Genomic DNA, 16,319 nt, shown 5'->3' with positions numbered 1-16,319 from the left:
GATCCGCACTCAGAACTTCATCCACTCGAGGCGGCACCAGGTACCCTTGCTCCGGCGAATAGGGCAAATACCGTGACATACTCTCTTCTCGTATAAATAACCCCGAAAAGCAAGTACTCACACAGACTCTGAAGGCCCGACCTATAATCACCAATCGCGCAATGCCGCGATCTCTCGAACGACGGTTCATCCTCGACCGGGTGCCCCACCCTCACGGAGTTAGGGTGGGTACGGAGCCACGGAATTATAGAGCGGGCCTTCAGCCCTTTAACATCTTGCGGGAACCAAACCTGGGGCGTTGCCCCAGGCTGGTATAGAACGCGCCTTCAGCGCTTTAACGGCATAAACGGTGAAGCTAAGACCCACCTGATTCGAGCTTCGCTCGAACGTCCCATGTCCCTATGGGGACATGGGGCACCCACTGTACTTCTTCTCTACGCAACTAGCGACACACAAACAGAAAAGCCGCCGATAAGGCGGCTTTTCTGTCACATCAGATCGTATACCCAGCTCGTTTGAACGGCATCGTCCTCACCCGTTCACCCGTCGCCGCAAAGAGGGCATTACCAAGCGCTGCCGCCAGCGGCGGCAGACACGGCTCACCCAGACCCGACGGACGGAAGTCCGACTGGATGAAGTGGGCCTCTACCTGTGGAGCGCTACGCATGCGCAGAATCGGGTAATCGCCAAAGTTTGTCTGTTGAATGCGGCCCTGTTCCACGCCAATCTCCAGCCCCATCGCGGTCGACAGACCATCGATAGCGCCGCCCTGTGCCTGGTTCTCTGCGCTGCTCAGGTTGATGACGGGACCGATATCCGCGGCCACCGTGATCTTGTGTACAGTGATCTTTTTCTTCGCATCGACGCTCAGCTCCACCGCTTCGGCAATGTGTCCGCCGTAGGAGAAGCCAAACGCAAGACCCAGACCATGACCGGCAGGCAGCTTCTTACCCCAGCCGGACTTCTCCGCGGCCAGCTTCACCACACCCGCAGCGCGCGTGGGATTGAAGGTGCGGCTCGGATCAGGCGGCGGTCCACCGCTCGTCGGAGCAGCCAGCGGACGCGCCAGCCAGTCGAGAAGGAAGGTGACGTGGTCGCAGTCAGCGGCAACCGAGAGCTCATGCAGGAAGCTGCCGATCACGAACATCTGCGTGTTATCCGTCGGCGCGCGCCATGGGCCGCAGGGAATCTGCAGCGGCATCAGGCTGACGGCATAACGGACATTCGGAGCGATATCGACAGGGAAGCTGTTGTTGCTGCGCGCACCGCCGGAGACCGGACGGCTGCCGTCAGCAGAGAAAGTAACGAGATGCTGCTGGAAGGCCGTGAGCTTGCCGTCCTTCACTGCACCTTTCAGGAAGTGATAGCCGCCCACGCGGAACATGTCGTGCGCGAAGTCATCCTCGCGCTTCCACTGTAGTTTGACCGGAGCGTTGACCTTCATGGCGATGGCCGCGGCCTCGCACATGTAGTCATTGGCCAGCCTGCGGCCAAAGCCGCCACCGGCGCGGGTCTGGTGCACGGTCACCTTGTCTTCCGGAAGGTTCAGCATCTTGATGACCTGGCTGAGGCCGCGGTCGGATTGCTGGCTGGGTGTCCACAGCTCCATGGTTCCGTCGTGCCACCAGCCGGTGGTGACCTCCGGCTCAAGCTGCTGGTGCGAGACCATGGCGTAGTCGTAGGCTGCTTCCACCACCTTGCCGGCGGCAAAGGCTGCATCGACATCGCCGATGTTGGTTGCGGGCGTTGGAAGATTGGGACCGAGCTCCTTGGCCTTGGCCGCAGCCTGCGTCAGCGAGTCCTTCGAGGCCGAGCTCTCATCCCACTCCACCTTGAGGGCAGCTTTAGCCTTGAAAGCTTCCCAGGTTGTCTTGGCGATGATGGCGACGCCCGGCATCACCTCGGCGGGGCTTCCGGTGCCTTCGAGTACGAAGGCGTCGAGCACTCCCGGTAGCTTCTTGATCTCGTCCAGATTGGCGGACTTTACCTTGCCTCCCACCGCGGGGCACTTGGTGTAGTTGGCATACACCATGCCCGGCATGGTGACATCGATGCCGAAGATCGGCTGACCGGTCACTACTTTAAGGTTGTCGACGCCGGTGTAGCGCTTGCCCAGCAGCTTGTACTCGGCGCGTGTCTTCAGCGGAACCTTCGCGACATCGGGAACCGGCTGTGCCGCTGCGGCTTTGGCCAGCTCACCGTAGGTCAGCTTGCGTTTCGAGGGAGTATGGACGACGGTGCTCTCCGAGGCTGTGCACTCGCTTACCGGAACGTTCCACTGTTTCGCGCCAGCGGCAATCAGCATGGCGCGCGCCGTCGCTCCGGCCTGGCGTAACTGGTCCCATCCGCGCGGAATCGAAGTAGACCCACCCGCGCCCTGGTAGCCATAGACCTTGGGATTGATAGCAGCCTGGTCGACTTTCACCGTCTTCCAGTCAGCGTCCAGCTCCTCGGCGATGATCAGGCCAAAGGCCGTCTTAATCCCCTGGCCGATCTCCGGGCCCTTGGAGTAGACGGTCACGGTGTTATCGGGAGCGATGCGGACAAACGCATTCATCTCCGTAGTCGCCGCGTCTGGCGTTGCCGCCGTCTCAGCCTTGGCCGAGCGGGTATCGAGGTTGAAGGCGAGCACCAGACCGCCGCCGGCCAGTCCGGCCAGCTTCAGGAAAGATCGCCGGCCAATGGTCGTCACCGCCGCGGGCGAGATGGTCTCAACCTCGGCGATCAGAGCCTGCATCTCGGCGTCATATTGAGCGAACTTCTCAAGCACCGGCATGGCTGCCTCCTTCTTTGGTGGCGGAATCCCCGGCAACCTGATGAATCGCCGCGCGGATGCGGTTATAGGTGGCGCAGCGGCAGATATTGCCGGTCATCGCCGAGTTAATGTCGGCGTCGGTAGGATGAGGGTTCTTTGCCAGCAGAGACGCTGCGCTCAGAATCTGTCCGCCCTGGCAGTAACCGCACTGGGCGACATCCAGGTCGACCCACGCTTTTTGCAGCGGATGCAGCTTGCCGTCCTCCGCCAGGCCCTCAATGGTAGTGATGTTGCCTTTTACCGCCGAGACCGGGATCTGGCAGGAACGCACCGCCTCTCCGTTCATCAGGACCGTGCAGGCGCCGCACGCCCCGATCCCGCAGCCATATTTGGCGCCCTTCAGGTCGAGGACGTCGCGCAGAACCCAGAGCAACGGCATATCGGCCGGTGCGTCGACCGATCTGGGCTTCCGATTAATAGTGAGCTGGAATGGCATGAGATTCACCTCGCAACAGGCTTGCACCAAAACTCATCGAAGCTGGCCCGGAAGTGCCATGATAGCTGACAAACGATAAGGCCTGCATAGAGAGGGGGCGTTCCTGCACCCATTTCGTACCGGAGCCCGGCGAACTTGGTTCGACGGGGTGAACTATTCGAGCGGAGCTCGAAACGGGTGGGAGACGCGGGCTGAAGCCCGCTGCTCCCACCCGTCAAGCTGGATGAAGTCCATCTACGATGGCTCAACCGCCTTCCTCAGGACCAAATCCGCAGTCGCTAAATATTTTTAGCGAATTAATGACTCAGGACCCTAGGTGATTTCATGTACGGGCCGCTACGGATTGCTTTGCCGACGGGAAGAGAAGTTATTTTTTTTAATCTTTTTTGCGATGCAGCTAAAGAATTCGCGCGCCTCTGCCGAAGAGCTCTTCCAGAGTTGGAAAGATGCCGAAGATTCTCGATCCCGATGGAACATTAGCGGCCCAGTTGCTCGAGTCAGCCCGTTTGGCGGCTCTGCATGCCAGTGGGCTACTGGATACCGATCCGGAAGAGTCATTCGACGACATTACGGCGCTGGTGACCCGATTCTGCGAAGTGCCCATCGCTCTTGTTTCTCTGGTAGATACAGATCGTCAATGGTTCAAATCGGTGCAGGGACTGGCATGCCGGCAGACGGCGCGCGAGGGATCCCTCTGCACCTACACCATCCGGCAGACCATCCCTCTGATCGTGCCCGATCTTACAGCGGATGAACGGTTTAGCATGAGCCCGTTTGTTGTGGGCAAACCGCACCTGCGGGCCTACGCCGGCGTGCCGCTGCGCGATCTCAATGGGTTCTGCTTTGGCGCGCTGTGCGCCGTCGACCTGGTTCCACGCCCATTCAGCGCGGACCAGATTGAGACACTGCGGATGTTAGCCAAACAGGTGGAGGCACAGATCGCCCTGCGGCAGCGCATGCAGCAGGTGCAACAACTGGTTGAGAATACTGAGGCGCTCACCAAAGATCTTCTATCCAGCAACGACCGGTTCTGCGCGTTCATGGACCATAGTCCTATCGTCGCCTTCATCAAGGATGCAGAGGGCCGTATGCGCTTCTATAACCGCCGGCTTGCTGCGCTGTATGGCGTGACCAACAAGGAATGGCTCAATAAGACAGATCACGAGATCTGGCCCGCGCATCTGGCCGATGAGTATCGCGCGACCGATCTTGCTGTTCTGAACGGGAACCATGCGGTGGAGCAGGAAGAACGGTCTCCCGGTCCGCGCGGTGAGTACATCTACTGGAAGAGTTATAAGTTTCCGTTTACTGATGCGCATGGCGAGCGTTTCCTTGCCGGCATCGCAATCGACGTAACCCGTGAAAGGCTCTACGAAGAACAACTGGAACGCAAGAAGGAAGAGCTGACGGCGGCGACCATTGAGCTCGGCAAACTCAGCATTACCGATACTCTGACCGGACTTCCGAACCGCAGATGTTTTGACCAGTGGCTGGAACAATGCGTCTCCTACGCTGCGCGAAGCAGGCGGCCGCTCTCGCTGATCATGCTCGATATCGACCACTTCAAGGAGATGAACGATGCCAAGGGCCATCTCTTCGGAGACGAGGTATTGCGCGAGTTCGGGATGGTGCTGCCGCGGCTGTTCCGCGGTTCAGATCACATATGCCGTTATGGCGGAGAAGAGTTCGCCATCCTGCTTCCCGATACCTCGCCCGAAAACGCTCTGATGCTTGCGACCCGCATCTGCAACGCCATTCCCATGCTCGAAGGCGCGCTGCATGGGGTAACGATCAGCGTCGGTGTGGCAAGGTGGCAGGTTGGAATGACGACATCTACTCTGCTTGCGGTCGCCGACGCCGGCTTGTATGAGGCAAAGCGAAACGGTCGCAACCAGGCAGCCTTCAGCTCGGTGCAGCGGTCGTACGCTTCAGAAGAAGCATTGCGTTCCGCAGTCCCGCCGACGCGGTGCATTCAGTAGAGCTACGGTACGTTCTTCTTATCGCAAGCAGTAGATCTACGGAAGGTGCCTGATAAAACGTCACAGGCCGCAAATATCAAGCGCCGGAACGCTTGACTTACTTCGACACCCTTCGTAAAGTACATCTAATTCGTTTCACAATTCAGCCAGTTTGGACTGCCCTTTGCGAACCAACGGTCAACACACGTTCGCTCTGCATCTTTGTCGATGTCTTTAAAGAGCGCCTGAATGCGTCCTCCGGCGCAGACAGGATACGTGTTTTTGTACGGGCTCCGCTGTCTAGAACACACACCTTAGTTCCGGTAAACCCAAAATTTGCTGTCTTTTTGGAGGTACGATGCGACGTCTTCTCTGGATACTTCTCTTTCTTATTCCCATCTCTGCGGTAGGACAGACCTTCCGCGGCACTCTCTCAGGCAATGTCACAGACGCTCAGGGCGCTGTGCTGGCAAACGTCAAAGTGGTTCTTACCAATCCCGCCACCGGCACGGTATTGAACTCAACAACAACAGGCACCGGTGACTTCACCTTCACCGAGCTTCCCGTCGGCAAGTACTCACTCAACGTCAGCAGTTCCGGCTTTGCCACGAAAAAGATTGACGACATCGATATCGCCGTCTCCAAAACGACGACTCTTCGTGTTGAGTTAGCTGTCGGCAGTACGGACATGATCGTCGACGTCACGGCCGACGCGATTCAGACCGATACCATCTCGAGCGCATTGATTTCGGTGGTCGACTCCAAGTCAGTGCAGGAGATGCCGATGAACGGACGTAACTTCACCCAGATGGTGAAGTTCGTTCCCGGCGCCAGCGCTCTCACCAACTCCGTCAACGGTTCGCGTACCGCCAGCATCAACTTCCAGGTGGATGGCGCCGACAACGTCGATCCGTGGCTCGGTATTGTTGCTTCGAACCAGGGCGGTATCGCCGGCGTTGCCGGCGGCCTCATTCCGATTGAGGCGATCGACCAGTTCTCCATGCAGTCTGGCGGCGAGGCCGACCAGGGCCGCAACGCCGGTGCGAACTCGAACATGGTGATCAAGTCAGGAACCAACAGCCTGCATGGTGATCTCTTCTACTTCGACCGGAACGAGTACTTCGCGGCAATCTCACCGGTTGCCGCGGTCGGCAGCAAGAAGCCGCTGATTCGTAATCACCAGGGCGGCTTTACTGTGGGCGGACCGATCTGGAGAGACCGTACCTTCTTCTTCATCGCCGGTGAAGTGCAGATTGCCAAGGCAAACACGGCCATCGTCGACACGGTCGTCTCCGATCCATGGATTACGGCTGCGACGGCCAATATCGCCAAGTACACCGATCCGACGACGAACGCTCCCTATGCCGCGAACCAGCTCAGCCTGAATCTGTACAAGGTGCTGTATCCCGCCAATACCAAGTCCGCCACAGCTACGGCGAACAACATCATCATGAGCAACACGGCGAACTACAACAGCTTCAATGGAATCCTGAAGATCGATCATCACTTCAGCGATGCCCATACGCTGTCGGCCCGCTATCTGGGAACCACCGGCAAGCAGACCGCGCCTACCTCGTCGTACTACGCGGACTACTTCCAGACCGCGCCGATGCACATCCATAACTTCTCGGTTGTGGATACCTACACCATCACACCGCGCGTTTTGAACCAGGTTACCCTGGCCACGAACTATTTTCTGCAGACCTTCAATGACGCCAACCAGGGCTTATATCCGCAGCAAAACGCCGGCCTGAATCTCGGCCTGTCGGGCATCATCGCCGCGGGTTCGCCTACCATCACCATGTCGCAGTTTGATACCGTCGGCGCGACGCAGCCCTCGGGCCGTACCGACGTCACCGGTCACGTGACGGATAACCTGCACTGGACGCTTGGCCGCCATGACATGAAGTTCGGCGGAGAGTTCCGCCACTCCAACGTCAACCAGCTCTACTTCTCCAGCGCCCGCGGCACCTTTGCCTTCGACGGTACGCGTGGTCCGTGGGGAGGCTCGGGTACGGCGCTTGGCGCACTGTCAGACTTCATCGCCGGCATGCCTTCCAACTCTTCGGGCGCCCGGCTGCTGCAGGGCAACGCGCAGCGTGTGTGGACTCTGAACACAGAAGATCTGTGGGCACAGGACAACATCAAACTCAACAAGCGCCTGAATCTCAACCTTGGTGTGCGCTATACGGTTCCGGGTGTGATCAATGCTGAGGCGGACGATATCTATATGTTCGTTCCCGGCTCCACGTCCGGCTCCGCTCCTGGCTTCAACAAGGGCTACTACCCGAACTACTTCTCCGGCGCCGCTCCGCGTGTCGGCTTCTCCTACTCGCCGTTCGATAACGACCGCACTGTCCTTCGTGGCTCCTACGGCTTGTTCTACGACTTCCCGGCGATGAGCAGCTGGATCTCCGGTACCACCACCAACGGCGGCGCAGCGTATGCGCAAAACAATCCGGCGGGGCCCGATGCTGCTGCGATCTTCAACCAAACCAACGTCCGGTGGGCGGTGAATGTCAATCCGTTTGCCAGCTCTACAGCTCCTCAGGTAGGCGCCTATGGAGTCAACCAGAACTTTAAGATGCCGCGCTCTTCGACGATAAGCTTCAATATCGAACAGCAGCTCTCGCGCACGACATTGTTCACCATCGGCTACGTCGGCACCTTCGGACGTCATCTGGAAGTGCTGTACAACATCAACCAGCCGAAGATCAGCGACCTGGCGGCGGGCGTCTCTCTGGCGAATGCACGGCCCTACCAGCAGACAACCTTCCCGAACATGAGCTCCAAGTTTGCGGGGCAGAAGCTGCTGGCCATCAACCAGTTGAACTTTGCCGCTAACTCAAACTTCCATTCGCTGCAGACCACCATCAAGCAGGCGGCCTGGAAGGGGCTAATCACAACTTTCAACTACACCTGGTCCAAGTCGCTGGACTATGCGTCGAGCAATACCACGCCGATGAATAGCTATGACCTGAAGGCTGACTACGGTCCAAGCACTTTTGACAATCGCCACGTACTGAACGGGTTCGCCTACTATACGCTGCCCAAGTTCACTGACAAAGCCAAGCGGATCACGCAGGGCTACCAGGTGAATGCGCTGGTACAGTTCACCTCAGGAACGCCTATCAACCCACAGTACTCCACCAACGTCGACGGAACCGGCGAGCTGAAGAATCGTCCTAACTGGAATGGTGTAAGCCCGTATGTAGGCGGTACGCAGCTTGCCACCAGCTCTTCGACCGGCCGTACGTATCGGTACCTGCAGGCCGCAAGCGTTGCTTTCAGCCAGCCGGCAAACTTTACCTACGGCAACTTGAGGCGTGACGCATTCTCGGGGCCGATCTTCCACACGGTTGATTTTTCTCTGATCAAGCGCACTCCCGTGACCGAGAGGGTAATGAGCGAGTTCCGTGCGGAGATCTTCAACGTCTTCAACCTGAACAACTTTGCCAATCCTACGGTGACACCGACCTCAAGCTCTTTCGGCCTGATCACCAACACGCGTAACGCCGCCTCGGCGCCGGGCCTCGGTGTAGGTGAGCCGTTCAACATTCAATTCGCTGCGAAACTCAGCTTCTAAAAGGAAGTAGTTACGACGATGAAAAGAAGTCTCATCGCCCTTGGCCTGCTGGTGGCAATGCCACTGGCAGGCCAGCAGTCTTCTGAGCCCATTGACCTCGGTGTCCTGAACCAGATCAAGTGGCAGGCCTTCAACAACTCGCAGGTCATGGAGCATCTCTTCTACTTGAGCGATGTCTATGGTCCTCGCGTCAACGGATCGCCGAACCATCGCGCCGCGGCCGAATGGATCGTGAAGCGGCTCGAATCCTATGGGCTGAAGAATGTTCACCTCGAGCCCTGGGGTCCCTTCGGCAACTCCTGGCAGTACAAGAAGTTCTATGGAGCTCTGGTAGAGCCTAACTACGCTCCTCTGATCGGCTTCCCGCTGGCCTGGACTCCGGGAACCAACGGACCCGTGACCGGTGAGGCGATACTTGCTCCGATCCACTCGCAGGCCGACTTCGCCAAATACAAAGGCAAGTTGAAGGGCAAGGTGGTGCTCATCGCCGATCCCAAGGTGATTGCCATGCACACCGAGGCCGAAGCACATCGCCTTACGGACGAGGAGATCGCGGCCCGCACGCGTATTCCCGATCCTTCCCGCATGGGCGGGTTCGGCGGAGCTCCTGCACGCGGGCCGGCTCCTGTGCCTGTCGATCGCAACGCTGCTCTGAAGCTGCGCAACGACACCAGCAAATTCCTCAGCGATGAAGGCGCCTTGGTCGCCGTCAACTATGGGACTAACGGCGATGGCGGTACCGTCTTCGCTACCTGGGGCGGATCACAGGATCCGAACGATCCCGTTCCTCCGCCGATGGTGGCCATCACGCCGGAGCACTACAACCGTGTTGTCCGTCTGCTGCAGCATGGCATGACGCCCAAACTGACCTTCGATATCGAGACCACCACCTATAAGGACAACCAGATGGGCTTCAATGTCGTTGGTGAGATTCCCGGCACGTCGAAGTCCGACGAGGTTGTGATGCTGGGCGGCCACCTCGACTCCTGGCAGGGAGGCACCGGAGCCACCGACAACGGCACCGGATCCTCGGTCGCCATTGAGGCCATCCGCATTCTCACCTCGCTGCACAAGCCGATGGCTCGCACCGTGCGCATCGCCCTGTGGGGTGGGGAAGAGGAGGGACTGCTGGGATCGAAGTTTTATGTCCAGCAGCACTTCGCTCCGCGCGACACCATGAAGCTGACGCCGGAGTATGCAAAGCTCGACGCGTATTACAACGACGACTCGGGCAGCGGACGTTTCCGCGGCATCTCCGCCAACGGCAACCTGCTGACCAAGGGAATCTTCGAACAGTGGATCGCTCCCTTGAAGGACCTTGAGATCACCACGGTCATCGGCGCCACCGCTCCGCCCACCCGCGAGCCCGGCGGCACCGACTCCACCTCCTTCAGTTGGATCGGCCTCAACGGATACGGCTTCATGCAGGATCCATTGGAGTACGGTACCCGCACGCACCACTCCAACATGGATCTTTACGACCGAGTGCAGCAGGGGGATGTGATGCAAGGAGCGGCCGTTGAAGCCTGGTTCGTGTACAACACGGCCACGCGCGCCGAGATGCTGCCGCGCAATCCAACTCCTGAACCGGCCACCAAGTAAACAACAATACAAGAAAAGGCCCGGCGCTCGTTGCCGGGCCTTTTCTTGTTTAAGCACTTTCGCAAACGTGAAAATACAGGCAAGATGGATTCGCTCGTGATTTCCGTTCTGAGGGTGTACCGATGTTCACGCGCTCCAACCAGATCTCATCGCCCATGCTACTGCCGCTCATCGGCAGCATTCTTGCCACCAGCGTTGCAGTCACACTGATTCTGGTGCCTCCGTCGCGGCCAAGCCTCAGCGTTGCTCAACTCTTTTTGCGGGCGGCTGTTGATCTTACGATTGCCGCATGTATTCACCTGGCGACCGTCTGGGCGATCTGGCGGCTGATTCGCGAATATCTGCACGCGCCGGTCAGCTTACTGATGCTGCATATCTGGGCTGCGATTGTGTGGCTGCCGCTGGTCTCGCTGCTGAATGCAGAACACTCCCTCTGGCTCTGCTGCATCGTGCCCTGGGCGTGCGCGAATGCCATCATCTATCTCGCGCTGTGGAATGACCGTTTTGAAAGATCCGAACCGGAGAGCCCGATCACGCACTCTTCCCGGCAGCTCTTCCAGGGCGAGACGGTCGTGCCGCTGTGGCGGACGCTCCTGCCATACGTAGCCGTCGTTGTGGCCACACAGGCAGGCATTGCATCTCTGATGAGCGGCAGCCCATGGATGGCGGCAGGCCTGTTCTCCATCTGCCTTCTGATTCTGCTGCTCGGTCATCCCATCGTTCGCCCCGATCGCCTGCGCCGTCAGCGCCGCCGTTTCTCCAAAGCCGCCTTCCTGCAGACTGCAACCGCTTTCTTCCTGCTGGCGACTGCGCTTACGCCCTTTCTGCAGCGGGCCTATGGTGTGCAGTCGTTGAATGGACTGCTCGCTATCCGGCCGCCGGTCATCAAATCCATCCAGGCGGGCGTCCCGAGTAGTGGCTACTCCGGCGTCATACTGATGCTGCCGCCAAAGCCGCATCCGCGTATCGAGCCGCCAACCAAGAGCGACCAGACATCGCTCTCGATGGCGCTCGCCAAGCCGGTCGTGATTCCCTTCGACGGAGTCTACTGGTACTTCAAACATCCTGACCTGCAACCGAGGCGGGATGCCAGGGTTCAGCACGGCGATCCCATCAAGGAGAACGTCCGTTCGACCGATGGACACCCTTTGCAGATGGAGGCGCACCAGCTCCTGCCCAGCCCCGTCAGCCTGGACTGCTGCCATGCACTGCGGGTGGAGCTGCTGAACGGCGATGCACGCCCGGGAATCATTCGTCTCGAGGTGCGGCTGAAGGATACTTCACTCAAGAACCGGCAATCGATCTCGCTCGGCAGCATCGTGATTCCCTCAAGCCAGGTCAAACACATCTCCCTGACGCGTCCACCGGTGCATGAATCGATGCGTTTTGAGCTGCCCGCAGCGGCTAGGCATCACCAGTTCGACGAGATCACGCTGGTGATTGCTCCCGATCGCGACCGTGCGCTCGCAGGCTCGAAGATCGCAATTCAGAACTTTGTGCTGATGCCGTAGAGGATCTCATTCCCCTACCCGGGTGCCCCACCCTCGCAACGCTAGGGTGGGCGGGATGTCACGAACCAGTTGGGAGCAGCGGGCTTTCTGCCCGCTGACACAGTGCGCCCGATCTTTCTCATGCCGGTCACAGATCGGCCCTACGGAGAATCAAGCGCTGAAGGCGCGCTCTATACCAGCCTGGGGCAACGCCCCAGGTTTTGGTGCCCACAAGATGTTAAAGGGCTGAAGGCCCGCCCTATATAACAGTCTTCAATCCGACCGTGTCGTTTCGACAGGCATACAACGGGTTTCACGAACGTTCCGTTTATGACGATTGGGGATTATAGATCGGGCCTTCAGCCCTCTAACCATTTCTCCATCCCAGCACCTGGGGCGCTGCCCCAGGCTGATATAGGTCGCGCCTTCAGCGCTCAACACATCTTCTTGCTCAATAGGAATGGGCTCTATTATTGCTCCACCCGAATCCAGATTACAACGTAGTGCTTCTCTCCCACTACAACGACTGCCCCAACCTCTTCTCTAACTCCGCACGATACGTCCGGCTCACACGGGAACGATGACCATCCTTCAACACCAGCTCAAACTCGCCATGCGACATCGAGTGCAGCTCAAGAATGCTGTCGATATTCACAATCGCCGATCGATGGACGCGGATAAAGCGCATCGCATCTAAACTCTCCGCAAGTTCGTTGAGGCTGGCACGATAGAGAATCTCTTTCCCGCCCACATGCAGGTTGGCATACACCCCCGCCGCTTCAATCCAGTCAATCTCTACGACACGAAGAAATCGCGTCACCCCCGCAGACTTCACGACCAGGCGATCGATGCTGCGCCCTGACGGTCCCGCCGCGGCGACCATACGCAGCATGCCCATTCCCAGTGCCTGTATGTTGCGTTCCTGGTGGCGGGTTTTGGCGCGGGCAACGGCGGCTTCCAGACGTTCGTCGCTGAACGGCTTCAGCAGATAGTCGAGCGCGTTCGCTTCAAAGGCGCGGATCGCATGCTGATCGTAGGCCGTGACGAAGATGGTGAGCGGCATGCGCTCGGCGCCGATCGCTTCGATCACACCAAGGCCATCAAGCTCCGGCATCTGCACATCGAGGAAGACGAGATCCAGCGCCTCGCGTTCGATTGCCTCTACCGCCGCCAGGCCATCACCCGCCTCCAACGCGGTTTCGATCTGGGCATCCTTCTTCAGCAGATCGACAATACGTTGACGCGCGGGAGCCTCGTCGTCGACGACCAGCACGCGCAGCCGTTCCGAAGACTGTGACGTCATGCCTCCCCTTGTCCGTTCTCGTTCGCAGACCTGAGCGGAAGCACGATCTCAACTTCAGTTCCGCCTGTGGGACGACGCGATACCGAAAAACTGCTCGCTCCGTTGTGCAGCGTTGTAATCCGTTCGCGAGTGACCGAGAGCCCCAGACCCGCGGATGTCTCCAGTGACCACTCCGGCGGCAGCCCAACGCCATCGTCGGCGATGCGGATCTCAACCTGCTCCGCACAGCGTTGCGCCGTCACCGTCACGGAGCCGCCCGCAGCACGCCGCGAGATGCCGTGACGAATCGCGTTCTCCACCAGAGGCTGCACGATGAAGCAGGGAACCAGGGCGTACTTCACTTCGGGATCGATACAGGTCTCGATGTGCAGCGCGTTGCCGAAACGGATCTTCTGAATCGCGACATAGTGATCCAGAAAAGCCATCTCTTCCACCAGCGGGACCTCCTGCCTGTCCCTTGACTCAAGCGACAGGCGCAGCAGGTCGCCCAGGTGTTCAATCATGCGGCGCGCCAGGCGAGGGTCCCGCTCCACCTGGGAAGAGACAGCGTTGAGCGCATTGAACAGGAAGTGAGGATCCAGTTGCATACGCAGCGCATTCAGCCGCGCCTGTGAGAAGCTGCGTTCCATCCGCTCCAGCCGCAGCTCGCTGTCGACATAGTGCTTGTAGTACAGAAAGGTCTGGCGCGCGCCGAAGATCAGCCAGTAGATCAACCAGCTCCACAGGATGCCGCCGGTAAAGGCATTGACGATCAGGCGCGTCCCGGCGAGTGCGCTCCAATGGGATATACCCATCAGAGCACGCATCGCCGTAGCAACGTAAAGATAGAAGGTGGTGAGCAGCAGGCTGGGAACAACCTGCGCCAGGATGCGAAGCCCCAGTTGCCGCTCCCGCAATGGCAGGCGGTCGTCGACCCAGAAGAGAAGGGGAGTGACCAATCCCCATGACCACCACTGCGCCATCGACATCAGCAACATGGTGTGCCGTTGGGGAGTGGACAGCTGGGGCAAAGCAAACAACAGACCAAGGAGGCTCCAGAGCGGAACCGCCAGCAGCCAGCGGCCCCAGCGTGTGGCCATCAGGCGGCTGTCAGCGAAAGATCGGGGTTGCGTTTCGATCACCACACCTCCTTGGCTGCATTTCTGTCCCGGCCAATCTTACCGCGTGGAGTATTTTTCCTGTGGGTGTAGTGCAGGGCGTGTGCATCTATGGACGTTTTCCGCAATGAAAACGCCGCTGCACGTTCCTCTCGGGATACCCAGCAACAGGAAAAATGCTCTAGCCTTCTACCGTGTAGCAAGGGTGATGTTGTCCGTATCGTCCAGGTGCATCTTGATGCCCCATCCATAGAAGTCGTTGACGATTGCAATTGCCACTTCGTTATCGCCTTCCTTCAGCGGCAGCGTCAAATCTCCGTTCTGGAGCGAGAGTCGGCCATCGGGCGCTTTGCGTGCAGACGCAGCCTGCATGTACAGATTCTTGTCGGCAAAGACCAGGTCTCCGTTGACATAGACGAAGGCCTCGCGGAGCCATCCGAAGGAGAGATGTTTTGCCTGCGCTTTGCTGGAGTGGATGGTGGTCTTCAGCCAAACGACGGACCGTGCAGGCCGGTCGGCCGGGACGCCATATACCCGGCTGGCATTGATGAAGCCGTCGCGTTCGGCGTCAATCGGCATCCACTTCGCGGAGACGGCAGGCATGCCGGCGTACGCAGGCGCCGTATTCGCTTCGAGCTTCGAGAAGGATGAGAGCTGCCAGTGGCGCACGTAGCGGTTGTCGGCGTCGGTATCGTCTTTCTCCGGCTCGCCGGTGAGGCCTTCGGTTGCATCCGGAGTGACGGTGATGTTGGAGAAGATGCCGGGGCCTTCAATCATGATGGAGCCTTCATCCACGTCCCCTTCCAGACGGCCGATCTTCAACGTCGGTGCCGCGGCTCCATTGATGAAGATGTTCATCCGCTTGCCATTGACCACGAGCTTCACATGGTTCCACCCATCCTGCTGCAACGGCGCCGGTCCCTGGTACTGCGGAAAGACATCCCAGAGCAGGACACCATGCGTCTCCGGAGCGTACTGAATGCAGTCTGGAGCGCTGTCGCACTTCGGGCGAGGGCGAAGGTAGAACATCTCGTAGTTATCTTTATCGGCGCGGCGGAAGATGAAGCCCGCACCCATGCCTCCGGTGGCGACAACGTCGTACTCAATGGTGCCGTTATGGAAGTTGACCGACTTCAACACGGCCGCTCCGGTGGGGATGTGTTTGGCATAGTTGCCGGCCTTCAGGGAGATCGCCGGGCGGCCCATGTACTCGGCGAAGTCAACGGCGCCAGCCGTCACCGTCCAGCCGTCATTGGTCATGGGGACCTTGATCGTATCGGCCGCGTAAGCAAGTTGCTCAGCAGCCAGGACAAAGAAGGTTAGAAGTATCCAGAGAGAGAACCGGCGGCGATACAACGAACCGCATTCCGAAAGGAGCGCTGGCGAATGAGTTTGCATGCGCCCGAGCCTATGCGGGAGTTACGGACCCGTCTTCTGAAATGTTGCAGACCGGACAGGCAAGTTGCGAAACGGCTCGACGGCCGAATGTAATTTGTCATCCTGAGCGGACGGGGTCCCCGGCCAGCTTTGCTGGCTGGGGTGGTTATGCGAAGAACCTGCTTTGTTGCTGACCACAAAACTGGGTGTCCCATCCATCGCATCGCGATGGGTGGGATGTTCGTAACGCTAGGGTGGGTCAGTGGAATCACTACACGTGATACAACACATTGCCCTCAGCGGCTAAAGCCGCAGTCATTTAGCGCTTCTGTACGGCATGGCTAAAGCCATGCCCTTAAGCAAAACATCGCGCTGCGCGCGAACGGATGCGCGGATAGCGCTTCACCGGATTGCTCCGTTGCGCGCAGCGCAACCATTTCGCACCAAAGGTGCGAATGCCTTGCTTAAGGGCACGGCTTTAGCCGTGCCGTACAAAGCGGTACAGACCGGGCAGATGGGTAACAGATTAGACCGGGGACATAGGTAACACTTTCGCGAGGTCGAGCGGAGGCGTGTAGAAGTCTGGCATGCCTTGGAGAGCGAGCGGAGTGTTGGAAGAGCGTGCCCGGTTTGCAGTGGAGTGGGAGGAGTGGGA

The 16,319-nt window shown here is 59.0% G+C and carries 9 protein-coding genes; 4 read left to right on the top strand and 5 right to left on the bottom strand.

What is annotated here, in order from left to right; genetic code table 11:
- Nucleotides 1-493: 493 nt before the first annotated feature.
- Nucleotides 494-2,776 carry a molybdopterin cofactor-binding domain-containing protein gene (locus tag AB4Y89_RS24050; protein WP_442303485.1) on the bottom strand — a complete coding sequence of 761 codons (2,283 nt, stop codon included), beginning with the start codon at nucleotides 2,774-2,776 and terminating at the stop codon, nucleotides 494-496.
- A complete protein-coding gene (locus tag AB4Y89_RS24045) occupies nucleotides 2,763-3,251 on the bottom strand; it encodes a (2Fe-2S)-binding protein (RefSeq protein ID WP_442303484.1) in 489 nt (162 codons plus the stop codon). The genes AB4Y89_RS24050 and AB4Y89_RS24045 overlap by 14 nt, the downstream gene beginning before the upstream one ends.
- A 446-nt stretch (nucleotides 3,252-3,697) precedes the next feature.
- On the opposite strand from AB4Y89_RS24045, the gene AB4Y89_RS24040 reads away from it, so the two are divergent.
- From AB4Y89_RS24040 to AB4Y89_RS24025, 4 genes are all read left to right on the top strand, one after another.
- Nucleotides 3,698-5,230, top strand: coding sequence for a diguanylate cyclase (locus AB4Y89_RS24040; protein WP_442303483.1), 1,533 nt, complete (start codon nucleotides 3,698-3,700; stop codon nucleotides 5,228-5,230).
- A gap of 337 nt (nucleotides 5,231-5,567) precedes the next feature.
- Nucleotides 5,568-8,795 carry a carboxypeptidase regulatory-like domain-containing protein gene (locus AB4Y89_RS24035; protein WP_442303482.1) on the top strand — a complete coding sequence of 1,076 codons (3,228 nt, stop codon included), beginning with the start codon at nucleotides 5,568-5,570 and terminating at the stop codon, nucleotides 8,793-8,795.
- 18 nt (nucleotides 8,796-8,813) lie between these two features.
- A complete protein-coding gene (locus tag AB4Y89_RS24030; RefSeq protein ID WP_442303481.1) occupies nucleotides 8,814-10,397 on the top strand; it encodes a M28 family peptidase in 1,584 nt (527 codons plus the stop codon).
- Between the two features lie 122 nt (nucleotides 10,398-10,519).
- The gene (locus tag AB4Y89_RS24025; protein ID WP_442303480.1) at nucleotides 10,520-11,908 is read left to right on the top strand and encodes a hypothetical protein; all 1,389 of its coding nucleotides are present in this window, start codon (nucleotides 10,520-10,522) and stop codon (nucleotides 11,906-11,908) included.
- A gap of 496 nt (nucleotides 11,909-12,404) precedes the next feature.
- Here AB4Y89_RS24025 and AB4Y89_RS24020 read toward each other — a convergent pair whose 3' ends face one another.
- From AB4Y89_RS24020 to AB4Y89_RS24010, 3 genes are all read right to left on the bottom strand, one after another.
- Entirely contained in the window at nucleotides 12,405-13,190 is a 786-nt protein-coding gene (locus AB4Y89_RS24020) for a LytR/AlgR family response regulator transcription factor (RefSeq protein ID WP_442303479.1), read from the bottom strand.
- A complete protein-coding gene (locus AB4Y89_RS24015; protein ID WP_442303478.1) occupies nucleotides 13,187-14,311 on the bottom strand; it encodes a sensor histidine kinase in 1,125 nt (374 codons plus the stop codon). The genes AB4Y89_RS24020 and AB4Y89_RS24015 overlap by 4 nt, the downstream gene beginning before the upstream one ends.
- Before the next feature lie 165 nt (nucleotides 14,312-14,476).
- A complete protein-coding gene (locus tag AB4Y89_RS24010) occupies nucleotides 14,477-15,643 on the bottom strand; it encodes a hypothetical protein (RefSeq protein WP_442303477.1) in 1,167 nt (388 codons plus the stop codon).
- Between the last annotated feature and the right edge of the window lie 676 nt (nucleotides 15,644-16,319).

Origin of the sequence: Terriglobus sp. 2YAB30_2, assembly GCF_052114765.1 — a bacterium.
GTDB lineage: Bacteria > Acidobacteriota > Terriglobia > Terriglobales > Acidobacteriaceae > Terriglobus.
The sequence above is the reverse complement of the archived record's forward strand: the minus strand, read 5'-3'. Positions and strand labels throughout refer to the sequence as shown.

Bases quoted from the DNA above. Each gene is read 5' to 3' on its own strand.
- AB4Y89_RS24050 (WP_442303485.1), bottom strand. From the start codon at position 2,776: ATGCCGGTGCTTGAGAAGTTCGCTCAATATGACGCCGAGATGCAGGCT.
- AB4Y89_RS24045 (WP_442303484.1), bottom strand. From the start codon at position 3,251: ATGCCATTCCAGCTCACTATTAATCGGAAGCCCAGATCGGTCGACGCA.
- AB4Y89_RS24040 (WP_442303483.1), top strand. From the start codon at position 3,698: ATGCCGAAGATTCTCGATCCCGATGGAACATTAGCGGCCCAGTTGCTC.
- AB4Y89_RS24035 (WP_442303482.1), top strand. From the start codon at position 5,568: ATGCGACGTCTTCTCTGGATACTTCTCTTTCTTATTCCCATCTCTGCG.
- AB4Y89_RS24030 (WP_442303481.1), top strand. From the start codon at position 8,814: ATGAAAAGAAGTCTCATCGCCCTTGGCCTGCTGGTGGCAATGCCACTG.
- AB4Y89_RS24025 (WP_442303480.1), top strand. From the start codon at position 10,520: ATGTTCACGCGCTCCAACCAGATCTCATCGCCCATGCTACTGCCGCTC.
- AB4Y89_RS24020 (WP_442303479.1), bottom strand. From the start codon at position 13,190: ATGACGTCACAGTCTTCGGAACGGCTGCGCGTGCTGGTCGTCGACGAC.